The following is a 22,603-nucleotide window of genomic DNA, read 5'->3' as shown; positions in this document are numbered from 1 at the left end:
TTCGTTTCGTTGCTCACAGCGCCAGCCCCCCTTCGCGAGCGCCATCGGCGATCGCGGCGACGCGGCCTGCGTACTTGCTGCCGCCGCGGTCGAAGACGACAGCCTCGACACCGGCGTTCTTGGCACGCTCGGCGACGAGCTCGCCGACCTTGCGGGCCTTGGCGGTCTTGTCACCCTCGAACGAGCGCAGATCGGCTTCCATCGTCGAAGCCGAAGCAACGGTGATGCCCTTCGAATCGTCGACGATCTGGACGAAGACGTGGCGCGCAGAGCGGTTGACGACGAGACGAGGACGAGCCTCGGTGCCGACGATCTTCTTGCGCAGGCGGGTGTGGCGGCGGATACGAGCAGCCGTACGACCCTTAGCCCGAGATACTGAAGCGGCCATGGGTTACTTACCAGCCTTTCCTGCCTTGCGGCGGACGTTCTCGCCCGCGTAGCGAATGCCCTTGCCCTTGTAGGGCTCCGGCTTCTTCAGCTTGCGGATGTTGGCGGCGGCTTCGCCGACCGCCTGCTTCGAGATGCCGCTCACGGTGATCTTCGTGTTGCCCTCGACGGCAAGCGTGATGCCCTCGGGAGCGTCGACGTTGACCGGGTGCGAGAAGCCGAGGGCGAGCTCGAGGCCGGCGCCCTTCTGCTGCACGCGGTAGCCCGTGCCCACGACCTCGAGCTGCTTGGAGTAGCCCTCGGTGACACCGATGATGTTGTTGTTGATGAGCGTGCGGGTGAGACCGTGCAGCGCTCGGGACTCGCGCTCGTCGTCGGGACGGGTGACCAGCACCTGACCGTCCTCGAGAGCAACGCGGATCGGCTCGGCGACGACGAGCGCGAGCTCGCCCTTCGAACCCTTGACCGTGACCTTCTGGCCATCGATCTTGACGTCTACACCACCGGGAACGGTGATGGGAAGCTTACCAATACGTGACATGACGGCTTACCACACGTAAGCGAGGACTTCCCCGCCAACGCCCTTCTGCTCAGCCTCGCGGTCGGTGAGGAGCCCCGAGGAGGTGGACAGGATCGCGATGCCAAGACCGCCGAGCACGCTCGGGATCTCGGTCGAGCCCGCGTACACCCGGAGGCCGGGCTTCGACACGCGCTTGATGCCTTCGATCGAGCGCTCGCGGTTGGGGCCGTACTTCAGCGACATGGTGAGGGTGGTGCCGACGCGAGCCGCCTCCACCTTCCAGTCCTTGATGTAGCCTTCGCGCTTGAGGATCTCAGCGATCCGCTCCTTCAGCTTCGAGCCGGGGAGCGAAACGTCGTCATGATGCGCAGAGTTGGCGTTGCGCAGCCGGGTCAGCATGTCTGCTACCGGATCAGTCATCGTCATGAGTGACTCTTCTTTCTCGCCTGGTATCACACACCGTTACACGGAGTGCGACCTGGGTGACACACGGATCGGGTGCCCGGGAAACTCCCGGACACCCTCTCCGCTTGGACTATTCAGTTATTCCGACTTGAAGGGGAAGCCGAGCGCCTTGAGCAGCGCGCGACCCTCGTCGTCGGACTTCGCGGTGGTGACGACAGTGATGTCGAAACCACGCACCCGATCAATCTTATCCTGATCGATCTCGTGGAACACACTCTGCTCGGTCAATCCGAAGGTGTAGTTGCCGTTTCCGTCGAACTGCTTGGCCGAAAGGCCGCGGAAATCGCGGATTCGGGGCAGCGCGAGGCTGATCAGGCGATCGAGGAACTCCCACGCGCGGTCACCGCGGAGGGTGACGTGCGCGCCGATGGCCTGGCCTTCGCGCAGCTTGAACTGCGCGATCGACTTGCGGGCCTTGGTCACCATCGGCTTCTGGCCGGTGATCTTGGTGAGGTCCGCGATAGCGCCCTCGATCACCTTGCTGTCGCGAGCCGCCTCGCCGACACCCGTGTTCACGACCACCTTGACGATGCCCGGAACCTGCATGATGTTGGCGTAGTCGAACTCCTCGCGCAGCTGCGGAACGATGTCGCTCCGGTACTTCTGCTTGAGACGGGGCTGAACCTTGGTCTCAGTCATTTAGAGGTCCTTCCCAGACGACTTGGCGTAGCGCACGCGAACGGTCTTCTTCTTGCCGTCCTTCTCGACCTCCTCGACGCGGAACCCGACGCGAGTCGGCTTCTTCGTCTCGGGATCGACGATGGCGACGTTGGAGACGTGAATCGGGGCCTCGACGGTCTCGATGCCACCCTCGCGGGTGCCACGGTCCGACTGGCCGACGCGCACGTGCTTCTTGACGTAGTTCACGCCCTCGACGACCACACGGTCGCTCTCAGCGAGCACGTCGATGACGCGTCCCTGCTTGCCCTTGTAGCCGCCGCGCTCCTGCGACGGGCCCGAGATGACCTCGACGAGGTCACCCTTCTTGATCTTTGCGCCCATAGGACTAGATCACCTCCGGTGCGAGCGAGACGATCTTCATGAACCGCTTGTCGCGCAGCTCACGGCCGACCGGCCCGAAGATACGGGTGCCGCGGGGCTCCCCGTCGGCCTTGAGGATGACGGCTGCGTTCTCGTCGAAGCTGATGTACGAGCCATCGGCACGACGGGTCGACTTGCGCGCACGGACGACGACGGCCTTGACCACGTCGCCCTTCTTCACGTTGCCGCCGGGGATCGCGTCCTTGACGGTCGCGACGATCGTGTCGCCGAGACCGGCGTAACGACGCTTCGAGCCCCCGAGCACACGGATGGTGAGCAACTCCTTGGCACCGGTGTTATCGGCGACCTTGAGTCGGGATTCCTGCTGAATCACTTGTTACTCCTTCACTCAGTAAGCGCGAGGCTTACTTCGCCTTCTCGAGGATCTCGACCAGACGCCAGCGCTTGGTGGCGCTCAGCGGGCGGGTCTCATGGATGAGCACGAGATCGCCGATACCGGCGGTGTTCTGCTCGTCGTGGGCCTTGACCTTCGACGAACGGCGCATGACCTTGCCGTATAGCGGGTGCTTCACACGGTCCTCGACCTCGACGACGATGGTCTTGTCCATCTTGTCGCTGACGACGTAACCGCGGCGGGCCTTGCGGTAGCCGCGCTGTTCGTTCTCGACCTCAGCAGCCATTCTTACGCCTCCTTCGTTTCGGTGCTAGCCGAATCACCGGCGGCGTCCGCCTGCTCGGTCTTCTTGCTGCTCTTCTTCGCCTTCGCGGGAGCAGGGGCGGCCGCGGGGGTGACCCGCAGACCGAGCTCGCGCTCGCGCAGCACGGTGTAGATGCGAGCGATGTCGCGCTTCACCTGGCGCACGCGGCCGTGGCTCTCCAGCTGGCCGGTGGCCGACTGGAAACGAAGGTTGAAGAGCTCGGCCTTGGCCTTCTTGAGCTCCTCGGCCAGACGCTCGTCCTCGAAGCTATCGAGTTCGGTGATGGCCAGTTCTTTGGTACCGATCGCCATTACGCGTCGCCCTCCTCGCGCTTGATAATACGGGCCTTGAGCGGCAGCTTGTGGATCGCGCGGGTCAGCGCTTCACGAGCGAGCTGCTCGTCGACGCCGGCGACCTCGAAGAGGACGCGGCCCGGCTTGACGTTGGCCACCCACCACTCGGGCGAGCCCTTACCCGAGCCCATGCGGGTTTCCGCGGGCTTCTTGGTGAGGGGACGGTCGGGGTAGATGTTGATCCACACCTTGCCGCCGCGCTTGATGTGACGGGTCATCGCGATACGAGCGGACTCGATCTGACGGTTCGTCACGTACGCGGGCGTGAGGGCCTGGATACCGAACTCGCCGAAAGCGACGGTGTTGCCGCCCTTCGACTGACCGCTGCGGCTGGGGTGGTGCTGCTTGCGGTACTTGACTCGACGGGGAATCAGCATGCTTACTTCTCCGCTCCTGCTGCAGCGGGTGCAGCCTCAGCCTGAGCGCCACGGGGCGCACGGCGACGATCGCCGCGGTCGCGCGACGGCTTCTGGGCCGCCTGCTCGCGAGCGAGTTCCTTGTTGGTGAGGTCGCCCTTGTAGATCCAGACCTTCACGCCGATGCGGCCGAAGGTGGTCTTCGCCTCGTAGAAGCCGTAGTCGATGTTCGCGCGCAGCGTGTGCAGCGGCACACGACCCTCGCGGTAGAACTCCGAACGGCTCATCTCGGCGCCGCCGAGACGGCCGGAGACCTGGATACGGATGCCCTTGGCACCCGCGCGCTGGGCGCCCTGCAGACCCTTGCGCATCGCGCGGCGGAAGGCCACACGAGCAGCGAGCTGCTCGGCGATGCCCTGCGCGACGAGCTGAGCGTCGGCCTCGGGGTTCTTCACCTCGAGGATGTTGAGCTGGATCTGCTTGCCGGTGAGCTTCTCGAGGTCGGCGCGGATGCGCTCGGCCTCGGCGCCGCGGCGGCCGATGACGATACCGGGACGCGCCGAGTGGATGTCCACGCGGACGCGATCGCGGGTGCGCTCGATCTCGACGCGCGAGACGCCGGCGCGATCGAGCTGCTTCGTCAGGTGCTGGCGGATCTTGATGTCCTCGGCCAGGTAGTCAGCGTAACGCTGACCCTTCTTGGTCGAGTCCGAGAACCAGCGCGACACGTGGTCGGTGGTGATCCCGAGGCGGAAGCCGTAGGGATGAATCTTCTGGCCCATACCGTTAGGCTCCCTTCTTCGCAGCGGCGAGCTCGTCAGCGGTCTGCAGAACGACCGTGATGTGGCTCGTGCGCTTGTTGATACGGAATGCGCGACCCTGAGCGCGAGGGCGGAAACGCTTGAGCGTCGCGCCCTCGTCGACGAAGGCACGAGCCACGACGAGCTCGTCCTCGTTGAAACGCAGGTTCTCGTTATCGGCCTTGACGCGCGCGTTCGCGATCGCCGAGGCGACGAGCTTGAACACCGGCTCTGCAGCGGCCTGCGGGGCGAACTTCAGGATGGCCAGGGCCTCCTGAGCGTTCTTGCCACGGACCAGGTCAACAACGCGACGGGCCTTCTGGGGGGTGATGCGGATATGACGCACGCGTGCGATCGACTCCACCATTTCTCTTCCTCCTTCACGTCACCGCTTAGCGGCGACGGCCCTTCTTGTCGTCCTTCACGTGACCACGGAAGGTGCGCGTGGGCGCGAACTCGCCCAGCTTGTGGCCCACCATGGTTTCGGTGACGAACACCGGGATGTGCTTGCGACCGTCGTGCACCGCGATGGTGTGACCCAGCATGGCCGGGATGATCATCGAACGGCGCGACCAGGTCTTGATCACGTTCTTGGTGCCGGCTTCGTTCTGGGCAACCACCTTGTGCAGCAGGTGGTTGTCGACGAAGGGGCCCTTCTTGAGACTACGAGGCATCTTCTACTCTCTCCTACCTGCCGCTTAGCGCTTCTTGCCGGTCGGGCGGCGACGCACGATGAGCTTGTCGCTTTCCTTGTTCGGGTGGCGCGTACGGCCTTCCTTCTGACCCCAGGGGCTGACCGGGTGACGACCGCCCGAGGTGCGGCCTTCGCCACCGCCGTGGGGGTGATCCACCGGGTTCATGACGACACCGCGCACGGTCGGGCGGACGCCCTTCCAGCGCATACGGCCGGCCTTGCCCCAGTTGATGTTCGACTGCTCGGCGTTGCCCACCTCGCCGACCGTTGCGCGGCAGCGCACGTCGACGTTGCGGATCTCGCCCGAGGGCAGACGCAGCTGGGCGTAGGGGCCGTCCTTCGCCACGAGGCGAACCGAGGCACCGGCCGAACGAGCCATCTTCGCACCGCCGCCGGGCTTCAGCTCGATGGCGTGAATCACGGTACCGGTGGGGATGTTCTTCAGCGGCAGGTTGTTACCGGGCTTGATATCAGCACCGGCACCCGACTCGACGATGTCGCCCTGCTTCAGCTTGTTCGGGGCGATGATGTAGCGCTTCGTGCCGTCCTCGAAGTGCAGCAGCGCGATGCGCGCGGTGCGGTTCGGATCGTACTCGATGTGCGCGACCTTGGCGTTCACGCCGTCCTTGTCATTGCGACGGAAGTCGATGACGCGGTACTGGCGCTTGTGGCCACCGCCGATGTGGCGGGTGGTGATGCGACCCTGGTTGTTGCGGCCGCCCGTCTTGGGGAGCGGGCGGAGCAGCGACTTCTCAGGGGTCGAACGCGTGATCTCTGCGAAATCAGCGACGCTCGAGCCGCGACGACCCGGGGTCGTCGGCTTGTACTTGCGAATAGCCATGTTGTGTTCCTCTTCGCCCCTTCTACAGCGCAGCCGTGAAGATGTCGATGGAGCCCGACTTCAGCGTGACAATGGCGCGCTTGGTGTCCTTGCGCTTGCCCATGCCGAACTTCGTGCGGCGGGTCTTGCCCTTGCGGTTGAGGGTGCGGACCTTCTCGACCTTCACGCCGAAGACGTTCTCGATGGCGAGCTTGATCTCAGTCTTGTTCGCGGTCGGCTGCACCTCGAAGGTGTACTGGCCGTTCGCGTCGATGAGGTTGTAGCTCTTCTCCGAGACGATGGGGCGGATGATGACGTCGTGTGCGGACTTGTTCAGGCTCACTTCGTGTCCTCCTTGGCGGCGCGGCCGGCGACGAATGCGTCGAAGGCAGCCTTGGTGAAGACGAGATCGTCGCTGACGACCACGTCGTAGGCGTTGAGCTGATCCTGGTACAGCACGTGCACGTGCTGCAGGTTGCGGACGCTGAGCACGGTCACCTCATCCTCGCGGGTGACGACGACGAGCACGCGCTTGCCCGGCGCGACCGACACGAGGAACTCGCGGGCCGACTTGGTGCTGGGCTTCTCACCGATGCCGAACGACTCGACGACGTGCAGACGGTTCGCGCGAGCGCGATCCGAGAGCAGGCCGGTGAGCGCCGCGGCGATCATCTTCTTGGGGGTGCGCTGCGAGTAGTCGCGCGGCACGGGGCCGTGCACGATACCGCCGCCGCGGTGCTGCGGCATGCGGACCGAACCCTGACGGGCGCGGCCGGTGCCCTTCTGCTTGAACGGCTTGACACCCGAACCGGAGCGCTCGCCACGGTTCTTGGTCTTGTGCGTACCCTGGCGCGCAGCGGCGAGCTGAGCGGTGACCACCTGGTGGATCAGCGGGACGTTGGTCTCGGTGCCGAAGATGGCCTCGGGAAGATCGACCGAACCGGCCTTCTTACCCTTGGCGTCGAGCACCTCGAGCTTGGTAGCGGTAGCCATGAACTACGCCCCCTTCACTGCGTTGCGAACGAAAACGAGACGACCGCGAGCGCCGGGAACCGCACCCTTGACCAGGATGAGACCCTTCTCGGCGTCGATCGCCTGCACGGTGAGGTTCTGCACGGTGACACGATCGCCGCCCATGCGGCCTGCCATGCGCTGACCCTTGAAGACGCGACCCGGGGTGGCGGCGCCACCGATCGAGCCTGGCTTGCGGTGGTTGCGGTGCGCACCGTGCGAAGCCGAAACGCCCTTGAAGTTGTGGCGCTTCATGGTGCCGGCGAAGCCCTTGCCCTTCGAGGTACCCACGACGTCGATCTTCTGACCGGCCTCGAAGGTGGCGTCGACGGTGAGCTCCTGACCGAGCGAGTACTCGGCGGCGTCGGACGTGCGCACCTCGGTGAGGTGACGACGCGGGGTGACGCCCGCCTTCTCGAAGTGACCGGCCGAAGGCTGGTTCACCTTGCGGGGATCGATCTGACCCGCCGCGATCTGCACGGCGCTGTAGCCGTCGACCTCGGGGGTGCGGATCTGGGTGACCACGTTGGGGGCCACCTCGATCACGGTCACGGGAACGACGTTGCCGTTCTCATCCCAGACCTGCGTCATACCGAGCTTGGTGCCCAGAAGACCCTTCACGTTACGTGCTACTGACATGTTCGGATCCCCCCTTAGAGCTTGATCTCGATGTTGACGTCGGCAGGCAGATCGAGACGCATGAGCGAATCGACGGCCTTCGGGGTGGGATCGACGATGTCGATCAGGCGCTTGTGCGTGCGCTTCTCGAAGTGCTCGCGGCTGTCCTTGTACTTGTGGGGCGAACGGATCACAGCGATCACGTTCTTCTCCGTGGGGAGCGGCACGGGGCCGATCACGGTCGCACCCGCGCGGGTCACCGTGTCGACGATCTTGCGTGCGGAGCTGTCGATGACCTCGTGGTCATACGACTTCAGTCGGATGCGGATCTTCTGTCCCGCCATGTGACTCTCTACTTTCTACTTGCGTCGTACCGCATGCCCTCGGAACGTGTCGAAGGGCCGGCGGCATTGGACGTCTTGCGTACCAGCGCCCTGGCACATGCACTCTGACGAGCGCGCCGTGCTGGGTCTCTGTTCACCTGTCAAAAACCGCGCCTGCGACGTACGCAGGGGCGGCCCCGCACACATGAAGCGACCGGGCTTTCGCCGAGCCGCTTCGATGCACGGGTGGTGTTCGCTACCCGCGGCCTCACCCGAACCGCTGCGCAACCCGGGCTGGCCGAGACGCGAAGCGGTGGTAATGCACTGCCTGGCAGTGATCCGCACCAAGGCGCGGAGTACTGAACCTGTCTATTCTCGCACGGAGAAGTTGAATGATGCAACCCGGGCGTGTCGCGGTTCGCGATCGCGCGCTCGCTAGGCGGGGACCCCGGCCGATGAACCGTTAGGGACGCGTGCGTGCGGGAAGGAGGGTCGGGAGGAGGGAGTAGAAGACGACCACGGCGAGACCGGCGACGAGCAGGGCGAGCGTGCCCCAGAGACCGGTGAAGATAGAGGCGATCCCGAGCAGCGACGCGAGCGCCGTGCAGCCGGCCGTAATCGCCGAGGCCTGCACGTGGGTGTAGCCGAGCTGCTGGATGCGCTGGTAGGCGTGCTCCTTGTGCGGCTCATCCCAGCGCTTCCCGGCGCGCACCCGCTTCACGAGGGTGACCCCGACGTCGCCGAAGTAGATCACCATCGGTCCGATCGTCGCGAGGAACGGCACCCCCGCGACGAGCGCGGCGAAGCTCGTCACCGCCACCGCTCCCCCGAGCAGGTAGCTGCCGACGTCGCCGAGGAAGGCACCCGGCTTCGTGAGGTTCCAGGGGAGGAACCCGGCGAAGCCCGCGGCGAGCACCAGACCGACCAGCAGCAGCCAGCCGTGCCCCGTGAGGGAGCCGGCCGCGGCGAACGCGAGCCCCGCGATGACGCCGTGGAAACCGCTGATGCCGTTGAGGCCGTCCATGAAGTTCGCCACGTTGATGTAGCTGGAGATGAAGAGCACCGCGTAGACCGCGAGCAGCAGCAGCGCCCATACCGGTGGCTCCACCAGGATCCACCCGCTCACCCACTGCAGGATGACCGGGCTGACGAGCCCCGACGATCCGCCGAAGAGTTGGGCCTGCCACAGCAGCGAGACCGCGACACCCGAGGCGATGAGCAGCAGGCAGAGGCTGCGCACCTTGACGCTCAGCCCGCGCAGATCCTCGGAGAGCCCCAGCAGGCCCGCCGCGATCGACCCGGCGACCACCGTGATCGTGTTGGTCGAGACGTACGGGTATCCGAGCAGCGGGGGCAGCAGAACCGCGAGCACCCCGCCGGCCGCCATCGCGATGAGCACCGCGAGCCCCAGCCCGCGCAGCACCGGGCGCTCGTGCGAGGAGCGCTCGTTGGGCACGTCCATGATCCCGAGCTTCATGAGCAGCGGTTTCACCGCGAACGGCAGCAGCAGGCTGAGCAGGAACGTGACCGCGCCGATCGCGAGCACGCCGAAGAGTTCTGTCACTGCACCCGCTCCTCAGCCGCCTCGGTGAGGTCGAGGCGCGCGACCCAGCCCTCGTGGTCGAGCACATCGGGCGAGATCGTGTCGACGTGGGCGTGCGAGATCTTGGGGTGGAAGGGCCGCTCGCGGCCTTCGCCGTCGCCCACCAGTTCCTCGTGCAGCTTCTCGCCGTGGCGCAGTCCGGTGAACACGATCTCGATGTCCTTGCCCGACTGGGCGATCATGCGGCGCGCCACGTCGATGATGCGCACCGGCTCCCCCATGTCGAGGATCAGCACCTCGCCGGGGCGCCCGATGCCGCCCGCCTGCACCACCAGCTGGCACGCCTCGGGGATCGTCATGAAGAAGCGGGTGACCTCGGGGTGCGTGACCGTGAGGGGGCCGCCGGCCTCGATGAGCTTGCGGAACGTCGGCAGCATCGATCCGCGGCTGCCGATCACATTCCCGAAGCGCACGGAGAGGTAGCGCTGCCCGGTCTGCTCGGCCATCCAAGCGGTGAGCTTCTCGGCCACGCGCTTCGAGTGGCCCAGCACGCTGGTCGGGTTCGCGGCCTTGTCGGTGGAGATGTTGACGAACGCCCCCACCCCGGCGCTGCGAGCGGCGCGCAGCACGTTGAGCGTGCCGACCACGTTCGTCTTCCAGGCTTCGTCCGGGTACTGCTCGAGCATCGGCAGGTGCTTGAGGGCGGCCGCGTGGAACACCACCTCGGGGCGTCGCTCCAGGAAGATGCGCTGCAGTGTGGCCTCATCACGGATGTCGGCAAGCACCACGTCGTTCGTGTCGAGCAGGCCGTGCCCGCTGATCGAGAGCTGCGTCTCCTGCAGCGCCGTCTCGTCGCGGTCGAGCATGATGAGCTCGCTCGGCGCGAAGCGCGCCAGCTGACGGCACAGCTCGGAGCCGATCGATCCGCCCGCGCCCGTCACCAGCACCCGCCGGTCCTGCAGGTACTCGGCGATCGACTCGGTCTCGAGGCGCACCGGGTGACGGCCGATGAGATCCTCGATCGAGAGCTCCCGCACATCGGAGATCACCGAGGCGTTCTGCAGGATCTGCTCGAGCGGCGGCAGCACCATCGCGGTCACACCCGCACGATCCGCCGCCTGATCGACGCGGCGCATCATCGCGGCGTCGGCGTCGCCGATGCACACGATGAGGCGCGTGGCACGGGTCTGGCGCACGGCGTCGGTGAGATCGTCGAAGCCGCCGAGCACGCGGACGCCGCGCACCTCCTGGTTCCGCTTCGACGGATCGTCGTCGATGAAGCCGACCGGCAGCACGGCGCCCTTGGCGTCGGTGAGCAGCCGCTTCGCAGTCTGGACGCCCAGGTAGCCCGCTCCGTAGAGCAGCGTGCGCTCCGCCTCTGCGCCGGGCTTGAGCTGCCGCTCGTTGTAGAGCCGCAGCACGTACCGCGAGACTCCCATGAGGCTGAAGGTGATGGGCGCGGCGATGATCATCGCACTGCGCGGGATGCCGTTGCCATAGCCCACGAGGAACGCGAAGATCCAGCCCACGACCATGACCGCGGTGATGTCGAGCACGACCGCCCGCACCTCGTCGAAGCTGCCGATCTCGTAGCGGTTGCGGTACAGCCAGAACACCCAGCCGCCGATCAGTTGCAGCAGCACCGTGACGCCGATCACGGCGAGCGTCCAGCCCCAGTGGATGCGGTTCAGGTTGAAGTCGAAGCGCAGCACCAGTGCCGCGAGGATCCCCACCGCCCAGGAGACGGCGTCGAGCAGGAACAGCAGCCCGTACTGCCTGGTGAAGTGGGCGACGCGCTCACCGGGGGTCTGCGGCACTCGAACTCCATTCGCTCTGCTGAAACGGCCCGAGACCGAGTCTCAGGAACACCTTCGAGGATACCGCCCGCGCCGCCGCTCCCCTCCGAGCGAGCCTGGTGCGCCGCAGAACCTGCGACAGCCGGACGCGTCAGAGCCCGGGCTCCGCGCCCCAGTGGGGTGCGAAGCCCGGGCTCTGCTCGGGGGCCGGGCTCGGGGTGGGTGCCCGGCCCCCGGCCCGAGGGGCACCCCGGGGTTCTGAACCGGTCAGACCGGGAGCAAGGGCGGCGGGGCCGCGATCCTGCCGCCCGGTGGTCCGAGCGAGGCGACCGTGCTCGATCCGCCGTACGTCCACTCGTCCGACCAGAAGGTGTACCTGAACTTCTGCTCGGCGAGGGTGCGGTCCCACTCCTTGGTGAAGAGCTTGAACTTCACCTTCACCTCGTAGCCCAGCTCGGCGAAGACGGAGGCGGCGAGCACCCATTTGCCCTTCGCCACGCTGTACTTGATCTCGCCGTCGAGGCCGGCGCGGATCGAGATGTCGAGCTGCGGGCCCGCGAGGCCGTAGAGCGCCGTGTTCGGAGCGAAGACGGGGCCGACCGCCACCTCGCCTTCGAAGACGGCGTTGAGATCCGCGATGGGGTCGAAGCCGAGCGGCAGGCTCGACGACTTCGTGGGCTGGTTGAGCGACTCCCATCCGTTCTTGTCGGTGTACTGCGTGCCGACCACATCGGTACGGGTGAATCCGATCTTCGCCGTGGCCGTGGCCTTCAACGAGAGAGTGGCCTTGATCTCGAGGTTGATCGTGTTCTGCAGCACGATCGGCACGGGCCCCGCCATGATCGTGGTGACCGGCATGTTGATCGACATCACCCGCTGCGACAGCGTCACGGCACCCTCGAACTTCACGAAGAGCGACACCGCGGCCTGCGCCTTCAGCGTGTTCGACATCTCGATCGAGAACTTGGTGACGGTGATGCCCGTGGGGATCACACGCCACTTCCAAGTGATGTCGGTGTCGAGCGTGAACTTGAGCGACGGCAGCGCCTGCGCGGCGAGCGAGATGCCGACTCCGCCCTTGACGGATCCCTCCTTCGCCCAGCGCTTGACCTCGTTCGCCACTTCGGCCTCGGGATCGGCGGACGACGACCCGACGTCGGTGACGCCCCAGCTCTTCTCCTTCTTGACCAGCTTCGTGTTGACCTTGAAGCCGAAGGCGGCCGAGATCTCGGCTCCGGCTGCGGGTCGGATGCCGCCCGGCGCCGACTGCTTCATCAGCGCCGAGCTGATGCCGCCCTGTGCGGCGGTCGTGCCGACCGTATCGACCATCGGCACCGGCGGGCACTGCCCGTCGCCCTGATCGGCCGCATCGGGATCGCATTCGTAGGGGAGGGGATCGAGGTCGACCTCGTCGCCGGTCACGATCTCGGCGGTCTCGTAGCCGGTGTCACCGGGCACGCGCTCCGCCTCGACGGCCTCGGGCACGCCGTCGACCTCGACGGTGGCGCCGAAGCCCGATTCGTCGAGTCCGCTCTCCTCGAGGTTCTCGTACTGCTCGTGCTCGTCGATGTCGACCTGCAGGAAGACGTCTTCGATCTTCGCCGACTTGGTGCGCACGCGCCACTGCTCGCCCACGAGATCGCGCGACTCGACCTCGGCGAAGAGACCGTTCGGCGTCGTCTCGGTGACGCCCGAGACGAGCGCGTCGCCCGGCTTCACGTTCCACTTGGCGGCGACGTAGACCACGTCGGGCTCCTCGGGCACCACCGTGGCATCGACGATGCCGGCGGTCTCGTTGAGCACGTGGATCTCGGGAGCGATGACCGTGTCGTCCTCGGTGAAGCGCTGCACGTTCAGGCCGATCTCGGCGCGCTTCGAGTTGTCGCCGCGGTCGAAGGCCTCGACCGCGTAGCCGAATGTGCCGCTCTGCGGCGCCGAGAGATCCGCCTCCCAGCGCAGCACGCCCTGCTCTTCCCACACATCGGCGTAGCCGAGGATCCCATCGACGCCGCCGACCGAGATCTCGATCCGGTCGAGGCTCGGGGTGCCCGTTTCGCTCGTGACCGTGCCGCCCAGGGTGAAGTAGCCGTCCTCGGAGAGGTCGACCTGCTCGCCCTGCTGGTGCGTGTCGATCGTGATCTCGAAGTTCTTCGTGGCCTGCTTCCGCTCTTCGCCGAGGATGTCGCCCACGGGCAACCACGACAGCTGGGCTTCACCGCGGCGCAGCGTGTAGCCGTCGCCGTCGCCGTCGGTCGAGGCCGGCACGATGACCAGCTGCGGCGCAGCGCCGCGTGCAGGATCGACCACGGCGCCCCGTGCGCGCCCGTCGTAGGCGGGGCCGAACTCGAAGAAGCTGCGCTCGGTCTTGGCGGTCGGCGCGAGCGTCACGAGCCCGATCGAGTAGGCCGCGTCGGAGTTGCGGGTGAGGGTCGCGAAGTCGTCGCGCCGTTCAGTGGCCTTGTCGGTGTAGCTCTCGTCGAGGCTGGCGGTGGCGACGAAGCTGCCGGGCAGGCTCAGCTGCGTGCCTTGGTCAGGGGCGTCCGGCATCCAGCCGACGATGTGCAGGGCGAGCTGGCCGGTCGCGCCGGCGACCCGCACCGGCACGCCCCCGTTCTCGTCCGGCGACAGCACTGTGGTGAAGGTGCTCACGCCGGCCGGCAGCGGCATGCGCTGCGTGCCGAGGTCGAGGGTGCCGGCTCGGTCGAGCTCGACGGTGGCCGTGACATAGGCGGCGCGCACCCGCTCGCTGGGCACCCCGCCCTGGCCGGTCAGCCCCACGTACACCGGGTCGTTTCCGAGGCCCGTGCCGGCGAGGCCGTTGCGCGTGTCGGCGCGCAGCACCGGCTCGGCGAGCACGAGCGTCGAGCCGGGCTGCGCCTGCGAGCCGTTGAACGCGGCGAGCACTTCGACGCGCACCTGCACGGGCGCGCTGGCCCAGAGCTGCGCCCGGCCCTCGGGGTCGACGGGCACCAGCATGGTGGTCGACGCCGACACGCCCGCCGTGGTCTGCAGCGACGGCACGCCCCCGGCGCGATACACCGCGGTGTCCTGCGCGGGTGAGAAGACCGTCACCCGCACCAGGGCGGAGCTGTAGTTGACGGCGCCCGCTCCGAGCGCGACGAGCGTTCCCGGGTCGGTGCCGAGCACGGCGCCGATGCCGACCTCGGAGTCGACCTCGGGCAGTCGCTCGCGATCGTTCACGCGGTAGCCGATCTCGCCGGTGACGGGGACCGGATCGTAGTCGTCGGGGTTCACGGGATCGGCATGCGCCGATGCCGTCGAGCCGAGCACGAGCATGAACGCCGTCACGGAGGCGATGGCGAAACGGGTCAGATGCTTCATCGTGCGACCTCCTCGCGCGACGCGCGCACGCGGCGCACGCCCCAGACCGTGCCGCCCGCGATCACGAGCAGCGCACCGGCCAGCGCGAGCCAGACCGGCTCCTCGCCGCCGGTGCGGGCCATCTTGCCCTTCGCACCGCGCCCCTGCGAGTCATCGTCGGTGTCGGGGACTGCGGGCTCCGGCTCCTCACCGGGCTTCGCGGGACCGGCCGGGATCGCGAGGCGCAGATTCGCACTCTGCAGCACCTGCCCCTGGGCGTCGAGCACGGTGACCGCGAGATCGGGGCGCGTCGCCGGTGCTCCCGGCTTCGGCAGGATCGTCAGCTTCAGCGAGCCGGGCACCGCCGCGAACTCACCGTGCAGGCCGAAGGTGGTCGGCGTCATCACGACATCGACCGTCGAACCCGCGTTCTCGGCTCCCACCGAGACCGCGTCGCCGGTCAGCCCGCTCTGCTCGAGCTCGACCCACACGCGCGCCGCGCCGGCCGGCAGCGTGAGCTGGTTGAGCGGATCGGGCCCAGCGGCGTGAGCCGCCGAACCCGCCCCGAACAGCACCGACAGGAGCACGCTCCCGATCACGCCGAGGCGAAGCCTGTTTCGCATCCCCATCTGCTACTCCCCATGTTCCGGGGCCCACGAGCACGGGCACCGCATGGATACACCCTATGGAGGAGCGGGTTCTGAACGAAACGGAGTGGGCGAAAACGCCCAACGCCGGGGCCGATTCCCCGCGCAGCCCGGAAACGAGAAGAACCCCCGGGATCGCTCCCGGGGGTTCTTCTCAGCTCGCTAGCGAGACTTACTCGACAACCTTGGTCACCGTGCCGGCGCCGACGGTGCGGCCACCCTCACGGATCGCGAAGCCGAGGCCCTCCTCCATGGCGATCGGCTGGATCAGCTCGACCGACATGTCGGTGGTGTCGCCGGGCATAACCATCGGCTTGTCCTCGGGCAGGGTGATGACACCGGTCACGTCAGTCGTACGGAAGTAGAACTGCGGACGGTAGTTCGTCTCGAACGGGTTGTGGCGGCCGCCCTCTTCCTTCTTCAGGATGTAGGCGGTGCCCTCGAACTTGGTGTGCGGGGTGATCGAACCGGGCTGAACGACGACCTGGCCGCGCTCCACGTCCTCGCGCTTGGTGCCGCGGAGGAGGAGGCCACAGTTCTCGCCGGCCCACGCCTCGTCGAGCTGCTTGTGGAACATCTCGATGCCGGTGACGGTGGTCTTCTGCGTCGGGCGCAGGCCCACGATCTCGACCTCGGAGTTGATCTTCAGCGTACCGCGCTCGGCGCGGCCGGTGACGACGGTGCCGCGGCCGGTGATGGTGAAGACGTCCTCGACGGGCATGAGGAACGGCTTGTCCTTGTCACGCACGGGATCGGGGATGCTGTTGTCGACAGCCTCCATGAGCTCGAGGATCGAGTTGACCCACTTCTCTTCGCCCTGCAGCGCCTGGTAGCCCGAGACGCGCACGACGGGAGCGTTGTCGCCGTCGAAGCCGTTCTTGGTGAGCTCCTCGCGGACCTCCATCTCGACGAGCTCGAGGATCTCCTCGTCGTCGACCTGGTCGCACTTGTTCAGGGCGACGAGGAGGTAGGGAACGCCGACCTGCTTGGCGAGAAGGATGTGCTCCTTCGACTGAGCCATGAGGCCATCGGTCGCGGCGACCACGAGGATCGCGCCGTCCATCTGGGCGGCACCGGTGATCATGTTCTTGATGTAGTCGGCGTGACCCGGAGCATCGACGTGAGCGTAGTGGCGCTTGTCGGTCTCGTACTCGACGTGCGAGATGTTGATGGTGATGCCGCGCTGGCGCTCCTCGGGAGCCGAGTCGATCGTGTCGAAGTCGCGCTGCACGTTGACGTCAGACGGGAACTTGTCGGCGAGGGTCTTCGAGATCGCCGCGGTAAGGGTGGTCTTACCGTGGTCGACGTGACCGATCGTTCCGATGTTTACGTGCGGCTTGGTCCGCTCGAACTTGGCCTTCGCCACTATGGTCCTCCTCAGGACATCGTTGCGCCCGCTTCTCCTCGACGGTTTCGAGGGCGCGCGAGCACGGGGTGTGTGTACCTATGTTACAAGCTCTGGCCTGCAATCGCGACCTGAGCAATGATTTGGGCTGCTGCCCGCCGGAGCGGAATCGCGGCCGGATCCGGGGCCGAGTGGGCCCCGATCCCGGATCCGACCGCGATCCGCCCGGTCAGTCGAGCAGTTACTCGCCCTTAGCCTTCTGAACGATCTCATCGGCCACGGCCTTCGGCACCTCGGAGTAGGAGTCGAAGGTCATCGAGAACACCGCGCGACCGCTGGTCTTCGACCGCAGATCGCCGATGTACCCGAACATCTCGGAAAGCGGCACGAGTGCGCGCACGACCTTCACGCCGCTCGCGTCCTCCATGGCCTGGATCTGGCCACGACGCGAGTTGAGGTCGCCGATGACGTCGCCCATGTACTCCTCGGGAGTACGCACCTCGACCGCCATGAGCGGCTCGAGGATGACGGGCTGCGCGAGGCGCGCGGCCTCCTTGAAGGCCATCGAACCGGCGATCTTGAACGCCATCTCCGAGGAGTCGACGTCGTGGTACTGGCCGTCGAGCAGGGTCGCCTTGACGTTGACCACGGGGAAGCCGGCGAGGATGCCGTACTGCATCGCGTCGCGGATGCCCGCGTCGACCGACGGGATGTACTCGCGCGGCACGCGGCCACCGGTCACCTTGTCCTCGAACTCGTAGGTCTTGTCGCTGCCCTCTTCGACCTCGAGCGGCGCGAGCGCGATCTGCACCTTCGCGAACTGACCGGAACCACCGGTCTGCTTCTTGTGGGTGTAGTCGTACTTGTCGACCGCGCGGCGGATCGTCTCGCGGTAGGCCACCTGGGGCTTGCCCACGTTCGCCTCGACCTTGAACTCGCGCTTCATGCGGTCCACGAGAATGTCGAGGTGCAGCTCGCCCATGCCGGCGATGACGGTCTGACCGGTCTCGGCGTTGAGGCTCACGCGGAACGTGGGATCCTCTTCGGCGAGCTTCTGGATCGCGACGCCGAGCTTCTCCTGGTCGCCCTTGGTCTTGGGCTCGATGGCCACCTCGATCACGGGCTCGGGGAAGGTCATCGACTCGAGCACGACCTGGTTCGCCGGATCGCTCAGGGTGTCACCGGTGGTGGTGTCCTTGAGGCCGATCACGGCGTAGATGTTGCCCGCGGTGAGCTCGTCGACCGGGTTCTCCTTGTTGGCGTGCATCTGGAAGATCTTGCCGATGCGCTCCTTCTTGCCCTTGGTCGAGTTCACGACCTGAGCGCCGGAGTCGGCCTTGCCCGAGTAGACGCGCACGTAGGTGAGACGACCGAAGAACGGGTGCACGGCGATCTTGAACGCGAGAGCCGAGAACGGCTGGTCGGCCGCGGGCTTGCGCTCGATGACGATCGACTCGTCGCGGGGATCGTGCGCCTCGATGGCGCCCACGTCGAGCGGGTTCGGCAGGAAGTCGACCACCGCGTCGAGCATCGGCTGGATGCCGCGGTTCTTGAACGCCGAGCCGCAGTAGACGGGGTAGATCTCGTTGTTGACGACGAGCTTGCGGATACCCGCCTTGAGCTCGTCGATGCTGATCTCCTCGCCGCCGAAGAACTTCTCGAGCAGCTCGTCGTCGGTCTCGGCGACGGTCTCGACGAGCTTCGCGCGGTACTCCTCGGCCTTGGCCTGGAGGTCCGCGGGGATCTCGCGGGTCTCGTAGTTCGCGCCCATGGTGACGTCGCCCTTGGCGTCGCCCTCCCACACGAACGCCTGCATCGAGAGCAGGTCGACGACGCCGGTGAAGTCCGACTCCGAGCCGATGGGGAGCTGCATCACGAGCGGCTTCGCACCGAGGCGGTTGACGATGGTGTCGACCGTGAAGTAGAAGTCGGCGCCCATCTTGTCCATCTTGTTGACGAAGCAGATGCGGGGCACGCCGTACTTGTCGGCCTGACGCCACACGGTCTCCGACTGGGGCTCGACGCCCTCCTTGCCGTCGAAGACGGCAACGGCGCCGTCGAGCACGCGGAGCGAGCGCTCCACCTCGACGGTGAAGTCGACGTGACCCGGGGTGTCGATGATGTTGATCTGGTTCTTGTTCCAGAAGCAGGTCACCGCGGCACTGGTGATGGTGATGCCGCGCTCCTTCTCCTGCTCCATCCAGTCAGTCGTCGCGCCGCCGTCGTGGGTCTCGCCCAGCTTGTGGTTGACACCCGTGTAGAACAGGATGCGCTCGGTCGTGGTGGTCTTGCCGGCATCGATGTGGGCCATGATGCCGATGTTGCGGACCTTGCTCAGGTCGGTGAGCACGTCTTGTGCCACAGGGGTCTCCTCCGAATAGGGGGTGAAAAATGTGTGCGGACCGGGGGTGCCGATCGATCATCGAGCTTGTCGAGATGACGGGATCCGCCATCTCGACAAGCTCGATGCGCGGATGACTACCAGCGGTAGTGAGCGAACGCGCGGTTCGACTCGGCCATCTTGTGCGTGTCCTCACGGCGCTTCACCGCGGCGCCGAGGCCGTTGGAAGCGTCGAGGATCTCGTTGGTGAGGCGATCCGTCATCGTGTTCTCACGACGGGCCTTCGCGTAGCTGGTGAGCCAGCGCAGCGCGAGCGTGTTCGCGCGGTGCGGCTTCACCTCGACGGGCACCTGGTAGGTGCTGCCGCCGACGCGACGCGAGCGGACCTCGAGGGTGGGGCGCACGTTGTCGAGCGCCTTCTTGAGCACGGTGACGGCGTCCTGACCGGACTTCTCAGCAACGTTCTCGAGAGCACCGTAAACGATGCGCTCGGCAAGACCCTTCTTGCCATCAAGCAGGATCTTGTTGACGAGCTGGCTGACCACGGGCGAGCCGTAGACGGGATCGGCGACGACGGGGCGCTTGGGAGCGGGACCTTTACGGGGCATTACTTCACCTTCTTTGCACCGTAGCGGCTGCGAGCCTGCTGACGGTCCTTGACCGCCTGCGTGTCGAGCGCGCCGCGCACGATCTTGTAGCGGACACCGGGGAGGTCCTTGACACGACCACCGCGCACGAGCACCAGCGAGTGCTCCTGGAGGTTGTGGCCCTCGCCCGGAATGTAGGCGGTGACCTCGGTGCCGTTGCGGAGCTTCACACGAGCGACCTTGCGCATCGCCGAGTTCGGCTTCTTGGGCGTGGTGGTGTAGACACGGGTGCAGACCCCGGCCTGCTGCGGGTTCGCCTTCAGGGCGGGCGCCTTGGTCTTGGAGACCTTCGGCGTACGGCCCTTGCGAACCAGCTGCTGAATAGTAGGCACTGATTCTCCTCATTCGTCCTGCACGGTGACAGGAATGCTTATACGGTCAAGCATGTGCGGCTGCTTGCGCGGCCGCTGAGCTGCTGTCGCCGTCGACGCGCGAACGCGCCTCCGATGACCGAGTGCAGCTATGCCGTGGGGGTGTCGACTCTGCTGAGCGATGCACCCTGCTGGTGGCACTCCCCCGCTCGCCCCGCCGTTTGCACAGCGAAACCACCGGTGGAGGGCACCAACAGGCAACTCTACGCGCTGCTATACCAGAGCGCAAGACCCCGCGCTACTGCGGAGGTTCGAGGTGCTGCGAGAGCTCATCGAGCATGGCCTGGATCTGGGGCTCGACGAAACGCTGGATCGCGGCTTCGATCCGCTGCCGGTGCGTCATCAGCGCGAAGCAGACCTCCCGCCCCGTCTCCTCCGCGTGCGCATCGGCGAGCTCGATCTCCCGGCGCAGGCGCTGCTTCTCCTCCGCGCTCAGCGGGGGCCTGGGCAGCGGCGGCTCCGGCCGGCTCTCCTCGGCGAGGCCCGCGAGGGTGAAGAGGAAGGGCTGCTCCCCCTCATCGGGCTCGGGGTCGGGATCCAGCCCCTCGTACTCCGGCGCGAGACCCTCCGCCGGGTCGTAGCCGCCGCTGCGCCACAGCTCCTCGCCGGCGAGCTCATCGTGCAGCGCCGGCAACTGCGCCGCGGTGAACTCGTCGACGCGCTTGTCGATGATGCGCTGCATCCGAGACACCAGCGCGTGGGTCACCTGGTGGGGCACGTCGCTCGTGAGCCCCGCGGCCGCGAGCAGCGGCGATCCCGTGCACCTGCGGCACAGCCGCGATCGACCGCGGTGCGTCCCCGGCTTCCAGCTCGGCACCCAGCGCAGCCAGGCGTCCACCGCCGCGTTCACCCGTTCGTCGATGGCCCCCGCCACGATCACTCGTCCTCCTCGGCGCGCTCCCACGGCCACTTCGGCGCCGGGCGCCCCGTGTAGACGCGTCGCGCGAGCACCGCCCAGAAGAGCAGCGACGCCACCGCCCAGATCAGCGGGAGCGCAGCAGCGAAGGGGCTCACCCAGGTCTCATCGACGGAGAGCCCCGCGAGCACCCCGCCGAGGCACCACAGCAGATAGACGCCTCCCGCGGCGACCACGATCACGCCCCACGCGGGGCCGCGCCGGCCGCGCAGCAGCACCAGCGCCTGCTGCCACAGCGCCGCGGCGAGCAGCGCGAGGCCGAGCACCAGCAGCAGCGGCGCCGCCCAGCGCGGCACGCCGTCGCTCGACACCGGCTCCCGCTGCATCGCGAGCGAGAGCAGCCCCCAACCGGCGATGAGCAGCGCGGCGGCCACGATCACGGCGGCCAGAACCAGGCCCGCGACGTAGCCGCGCGTCACCCCGCGGCGGGAGCCGCCGGTCACGACTGCTTCGCCCGCTTCCGCGGCTTCTCCACCTTCGACACCGCGATCGGCTGCTCCGGCTTCGCGTGCTTCTCCTGCACCTCGGCGAGCGCGGCCTCGTACTCCGCGAGCGCGAGCGCGTTGCGCTGCTTCATGCGACGGCCGCGGCCGCCGATCCACGCACCGAACCAGATCGAGGCCTCACGCGCGGCGAGACCCGCCACGATGGCCGGCACGGTCAGCCCGAAACGCTCCGCGATGACGACCGGCGCGATGTTCAGCAGCGCCCGGAAGCCGGCCTCGTCGACGAGCAGACCCGCGGTCGCCGCCATCCAGACCACGACCCCCACGAGGAAGCTGCCGAGCACGTATGCCCACCATCCGGCACGGCCGACCACGAGCACCAGCACCGCCAGTCCCGCGAAGAACGCGCCCGCGACGGCCGCGGTGCTCCACGACAGGAGCTGCTCGGAGAGGCCGTCGACGAACTGCGACGGGGCGAGCGTGGGCGCGAGCCAGAGCGCGATCACCCCGGCGTACAGCAGCACGAAGCCGGCGGTCGCGAGCAGGGCGATCAGCACGCCCGCGCCGCGGTTGCCGCGGATCTCGGGGGGCATCGGCGTCTGCATGTAGAGCGCGGCCATCGGGTGATCCGCGCTGATGCGGATCTCGCCGTCGCGCTCCGGCGGCAGTTGCGCTTCGGCCGCCGCGGAGGGGAGGTCGTCGAGCGCGGGCAGCACGGCCAGCTCGGGCGCCTCGGCCGGGGTGCGGGACGCCGCGGGCATCTCCAGATCGAGCTGCGTGTCGACCTCGGAGGCCGCCTGCCGGCGCGCCTGCTCGGCGAGCGCGGCATCGTCGGCGACGACGGCCTCGGTCGACTCGACCACCACGGTCTCCTCGACCACCACGAGCTCGTCCTTCGCGTCGATCGGCTCCGCCTCGGCGGACGCGCCCTTCGAGCGCTCCACCGCGGCCAGCACCTCGGTCTGGCTCGCCTCGGCCTCCTCCACGGGCGCTCCGGGATTCGCCGACGTCTCGGGAGCCTCTGCGGCTCTCGATGCGGGGGTCTCGCGCTCGTCGCTCATCGCTGCACCTCTCGTCGTGGGCGCTCGTTCCCGAGCACATACTCTGGCCGCCACAATACAAGCCGCCACGGTCAATGGAGGCACCACGCGCGCAGAACGCACGAAAAAGGGCGCCCGCACCG

The 22,603-nt window shown here is 67.2% G+C and carries 28 protein-coding genes; all 28 read right to left on the bottom strand.

The window, feature by feature from the left end; genetic code table 11:
- Nucleotides 1-13: 13 nt before the first annotated feature.
- Nucleotides 14-388, bottom strand: a complete 375-nt coding sequence (rplR, locus tag H629_RS0108145) for a 50S ribosomal protein L18 (protein ID WP_024356786.1) — start codon at nt 386-388, stop codon at nt 14-16.
- Between the two features lie 3 nt (nt 389-391).
- Nucleotides 392-928, bottom strand: coding sequence for a 50S ribosomal protein L6 (rplF, locus tag H629_RS0108140; RefSeq protein ID WP_024356785.1), 537 nt, complete (start codon nt 926-928; stop codon nt 392-394).
- A 6-nt stretch (nt 929-934) separates the two neighbouring features.
- Nucleotides 935-1,333 (bottom strand): 30S ribosomal protein S8, encoded by a 399-nt coding sequence (gene rpsH / locus H629_RS0108135; protein WP_024356784.1) that lies wholly within the window; start codon nt 1,331-1,333, stop codon nt 935-937.
- 117 nt (nt 1,334-1,450) lie between these two features.
- Nucleotides 1,451-2,011, bottom strand: coding sequence for a 50S ribosomal protein L5 (rplE, locus tag H629_RS0108130; protein ID WP_024356783.1), 561 nt, complete (start codon nt 2,009-2,011; stop codon nt 1,451-1,453).
- Nucleotides 2,012-2,374, bottom strand: a complete 363-nt coding sequence (rplX, locus tag H629_RS0108125; protein ID WP_024356782.1) for a 50S ribosomal protein L24 — start codon at nt 2,372-2,374, stop codon at nt 2,012-2,014.
- Nucleotides 2,375-2,378: 4 nt separating this feature from the next.
- Nucleotides 2,379-2,747, bottom strand: coding sequence for a 50S ribosomal protein L14 (gene rplN, locus H629_RS0108120; protein WP_017885317.1), 369 nt, complete (start codon nt 2,745-2,747; stop codon nt 2,379-2,381).
- Nucleotides 2,748-2,778: 31 nt separating this feature from the next.
- Nucleotides 2,779-3,054 (bottom strand): 30S ribosomal protein S17, encoded by a 276-nt coding sequence (rpsQ, locus tag H629_RS0108115; protein ID WP_024356781.1) that lies wholly within the window; start codon nt 3,052-3,054, stop codon nt 2,779-2,781.
- 2 nt (nt 3,055-3,056) lie between these two features.
- Nucleotides 3,057-3,383: a 50S ribosomal protein L29 gene (rpmC, locus tag H629_RS0108110; RefSeq protein WP_024356780.1), complete on the bottom strand. Its 327-nt coding sequence runs from the start codon at nt 3,381-3,383 to the stop codon at nt 3,057-3,059.
- Nucleotides 3,383-3,802 (bottom strand): 50S ribosomal protein L16, encoded by a 420-nt coding sequence (rplP, locus tag H629_RS0108105; protein WP_017885320.1) that lies wholly within the window; start codon nt 3,800-3,802, stop codon nt 3,383-3,385. The genes rpmC and rplP overlap by 1 nt, the downstream gene beginning before the upstream one ends.
- A 2-nt stretch (nt 3,803-3,804) precedes the next feature.
- Nucleotides 3,805-4,563: a 30S ribosomal protein S3 gene (rpsC, locus tag H629_RS0108100; protein WP_024356779.1), complete on the bottom strand. Its 759-nt coding sequence runs from the start codon at nt 4,561-4,563 to the stop codon at nt 3,805-3,807.
- 4 nt (nt 4,564-4,567) lie between these two features.
- Nucleotides 4,568-4,948 (bottom strand): 50S ribosomal protein L22, encoded by a 381-nt coding sequence (gene rplV / locus H629_RS0108095; protein ID WP_024356778.1) that lies wholly within the window; start codon nt 4,946-4,948, stop codon nt 4,568-4,570.
- 25 nt (nt 4,949-4,973) lie between these two features.
- Nucleotides 4,974-5,255, bottom strand: a complete 282-nt coding sequence (rpsS, locus tag H629_RS0108090; RefSeq protein WP_017885323.1) for a 30S ribosomal protein S19 — start codon at nt 5,253-5,255, stop codon at nt 4,974-4,976.
- A gap of 24 nt (nt 5,256-5,279) precedes the next feature.
- On the bottom strand, nt 5,280-6,116 hold the full coding sequence (gene rplB, locus H629_RS0108085; RefSeq protein ID WP_024356777.1) for a 50S ribosomal protein L2: 837 nt from the start codon (nt 6,114-6,116) through the stop codon (nt 5,280-5,282).
- Nucleotides 6,117-6,138: 22 nt separating this feature from the next.
- On the bottom strand, nt 6,139-6,438 hold the full coding sequence (gene rplW, locus H629_RS0108080; protein WP_024356776.1) for a 50S ribosomal protein L23: 300 nt from the start codon (nt 6,436-6,438) through the stop codon (nt 6,139-6,141).
- Nucleotides 6,435-7,088 (bottom strand): 50S ribosomal protein L4, encoded by a 654-nt coding sequence (gene rplD / locus H629_RS0108075; RefSeq protein WP_024356775.1) that lies wholly within the window; start codon nt 7,086-7,088, stop codon nt 6,435-6,437. Before rplD ends, rplW begins: the two co-directional genes overlap by 4 nt.
- A 3-nt stretch (nt 7,089-7,091) precedes the next feature.
- Nucleotides 7,092-7,745, bottom strand: a complete 654-nt coding sequence (gene rplC / locus H629_RS0108070; RefSeq protein WP_024356774.1) for a 50S ribosomal protein L3 — start codon at nt 7,743-7,745, stop codon at nt 7,092-7,094.
- A 14-nt stretch (nt 7,746-7,759) separates the two neighbouring features.
- Nucleotides 7,760-8,068, bottom strand: a complete 309-nt coding sequence (gene rpsJ, locus H629_RS0108065) for a 30S ribosomal protein S10 (protein WP_010156393.1) — start codon at nt 8,066-8,068, stop codon at nt 7,760-7,762.
- A 442-nt stretch (nt 8,069-8,510) separates the two neighbouring features.
- Complete coding sequence (locus H629_RS0108060; protein WP_024356773.1) at nt 8,511-9,611, bottom strand: MraY family glycosyltransferase; 1,101 nt, start codon at nt 9,609-9,611, stop codon at nt 8,511-8,513.
- On the bottom strand, nt 9,608-11,407 hold the full coding sequence (locus tag H629_RS0108055; protein WP_024356772.1) for a polysaccharide biosynthesis protein: 1,800 nt from the start codon (nt 11,405-11,407) through the stop codon (nt 9,608-9,610). Before H629_RS0108055 ends, H629_RS0108060 begins: the two co-directional genes overlap by 4 nt.
- Nucleotides 11,408-11,653: 246 nt before the next feature.
- Entirely contained in the window at nt 11,654-14,728 is a 3,075-nt protein-coding gene (locus tag H629_RS0108050) for a hypothetical protein (RefSeq protein ID WP_024356771.1), read from the bottom strand.
- On the bottom strand, nt 14,725-15,330 hold the full coding sequence (locus H629_RS0108045) for an LPXTG cell wall anchor domain-containing protein (protein WP_161608006.1): 606 nt from the start codon (nt 15,328-15,330) through the stop codon (nt 14,725-14,727). The genes H629_RS0108050 and H629_RS0108045 overlap by 4 nt, the downstream gene beginning before the upstream one ends.
- A gap of 196 nt (nt 15,331-15,526) precedes the next feature.
- The gene (tuf, locus tag H629_RS0108040; RefSeq protein WP_024356769.1) at nt 15,527-16,720 is read right to left on the bottom strand and encodes an elongation factor Tu; all 1,194 of its coding nucleotides are present in this window, start codon (nt 16,718-16,720) and stop codon (nt 15,527-15,529) included.
- A gap of 220 nt (nt 16,721-16,940) precedes the next feature.
- On the bottom strand, nt 16,941-19,061 hold the full coding sequence (fusA, locus tag H629_RS0108035) for an elongation factor G (RefSeq protein WP_024356768.1): 2,121 nt from the start codon (nt 19,059-19,061) through the stop codon (nt 16,941-16,943).
- A gap of 116 nt (nt 19,062-19,177) precedes the next feature.
- Nucleotides 19,178-19,648 carry a 30S ribosomal protein S7 gene (gene rpsG, locus H629_RS0108030; protein ID WP_024356767.1) on the bottom strand — a complete coding sequence of 157 codons (471 nt, stop codon included), beginning with the start codon at nt 19,646-19,648 and terminating at the stop codon, nt 19,178-19,180.
- Entirely contained in the window at nt 19,648-20,019 is a 372-nt protein-coding gene (gene rpsL, locus H629_RS0108025; protein ID WP_017885335.1) for a 30S ribosomal protein S12, read from the bottom strand. Before rpsL ends, rpsG begins: the two co-directional genes overlap by 1 nt.
- Before the next feature lie 277 nt (nt 20,020-20,296).
- Nucleotides 20,297-20,932 (bottom strand): hypothetical protein, encoded by a 636-nt coding sequence (locus tag H629_RS0108020; protein ID WP_024356766.1) that lies wholly within the window; start codon nt 20,930-20,932, stop codon nt 20,297-20,299.
- 2 nt (nt 20,933-20,934) lie between these two features.
- On the bottom strand, nt 20,935-21,417 hold the full coding sequence (locus H629_RS0108015) for a hypothetical protein (RefSeq protein WP_024356765.1): 483 nt from the start codon (nt 21,415-21,417) through the stop codon (nt 20,935-20,937).
- Nucleotides 21,414-22,481, bottom strand: coding sequence for a hypothetical protein (locus H629_RS0108010; RefSeq protein WP_024356764.1), 1,068 nt, complete (start codon nt 22,479-22,481; stop codon nt 21,414-21,416). Before H629_RS0108010 ends, H629_RS0108015 begins: the two co-directional genes overlap by 4 nt.
- Nucleotides 22,482-22,603 lie beyond the last annotated feature (122 nt).

Origin of the sequence: Leucobacter chironomi DSM 19883, assembly GCF_000421845.1 — a bacterium.
Taxonomy (GTDB): domain Bacteria; phylum Actinomycetota; class Actinomycetes; order Actinomycetales; family Microbacteriaceae; genus Leucobacter; species Leucobacter chironomi.
This window is presented reverse-complemented; position numbering and strand designations above follow the sequence as displayed.

Excerpts from the sequence above, each read along its gene's own strand:
- rpsS (WP_017885323.1), bottom strand. The coding sequence starts at position 5,255 with ATGCCTCGTAGTCTCAAGAAGGGCCCCTTCGTCGACAACCACCTGCTG.
- rplD (WP_024356775.1), bottom strand. The coding sequence starts at position 7,088 with ATGGCTACCGCTACCAAGCTCGAGGTGCTCGACGCCAAGGGTAAGAAG.
- rplF (WP_024356785.1), bottom strand. The coding sequence starts at position 928 with ATGTCACGTATTGGTAAGCTTCCCATCACCGTTCCCGGTGGTGTAGAC.
- H629_RS0108010 (WP_024356764.1), bottom strand. The coding sequence starts at position 22,481 with ATGAGCGACGAGCGCGAGACCCCCGCATCGAGAGCCGCAGAGGCTCCC.
- rpsC (WP_024356779.1), bottom strand. The coding sequence starts at position 4,563 with ATGGGCCAGAAGATTCATCCCTACGGCTTCCGCCTCGGGATCACCACC.
- rplB (WP_024356777.1), bottom strand. The coding sequence starts at position 6,116 with ATGGCTATTCGCAAGTACAAGCCGACGACCCCGGGTCGTCGCGGCTCG.
- H629_RS0108045 (WP_161608006.1), bottom strand. The coding sequence starts at position 15,330 with ATGCGAAACAGGCTTCGCCTCGGCGTGATCGGGAGCGTGCTCCTGTCG.
- rpmC (WP_024356780.1), bottom strand. The coding sequence starts at position 3,383 with ATGGCGATCGGTACCAAAGAACTGGCCATCACCGAACTCGATAGCTTC.
- rplE (WP_024356783.1), bottom strand. The coding sequence starts at position 2,011 with ATGACTGAGACCAAGGTTCAGCCCCGTCTCAAGCAGAAGTACCGGAGC.
- rplR (WP_024356786.1), bottom strand. The coding sequence starts at position 388 with ATGGCCGCTTCAGTATCTCGGGCTAAGGGTCGTACGGCTGCTCGTATC.
- rplX (WP_024356782.1), bottom strand. The coding sequence starts at position 2,374 with ATGGGCGCAAAGATCAAGAAGGGTGACCTCGTCGAGGTCATCTCGGGC.
- rplV (WP_024356778.1), bottom strand. The coding sequence starts at position 4,948 with ATGGTGGAGTCGATCGCACGCGTGCGTCATATCCGCATCACCCCCCAG.
- rpsQ (WP_024356781.1), bottom strand. The coding sequence starts at position 3,054 with ATGGCTGCTGAGGTCGAGAACGAACAGCGCGGCTACCGCAAGGCCCGC.
- H629_RS0108050 (WP_024356771.1), bottom strand. The coding sequence starts at position 14,728 with ATGAAGCATCTGACCCGTTTCGCCATCGCCTCCGTGACGGCGTTCATG.
- rplC (WP_024356774.1), bottom strand. The coding sequence starts at position 7,745 with ATGTCAGTAGCACGTAACGTGAAGGGTCTTCTGGGCACCAAGCTCGGT.
- rplP (WP_017885320.1), bottom strand. The coding sequence starts at position 3,802 with ATGCTGATTCCCCGTCGAGTCAAGTACCGCAAGCAGCACCACCCCAGC.
- rpsG (WP_024356767.1), bottom strand. The coding sequence starts at position 19,648 with ATGCCCCGTAAAGGTCCCGCTCCCAAGCGCCCCGTCGTCGCCGATCCC.
- rpsH (WP_024356784.1), bottom strand. The coding sequence starts at position 1,333 with ATGACGATGACTGATCCGGTAGCAGACATGCTGACCCGGCTGCGCAAC.
- rpsJ (WP_010156393.1), bottom strand. The coding sequence starts at position 8,068 with ATGGCGGGACAGAAGATCCGCATCCGACTGAAGTCGTATGACCACGAG.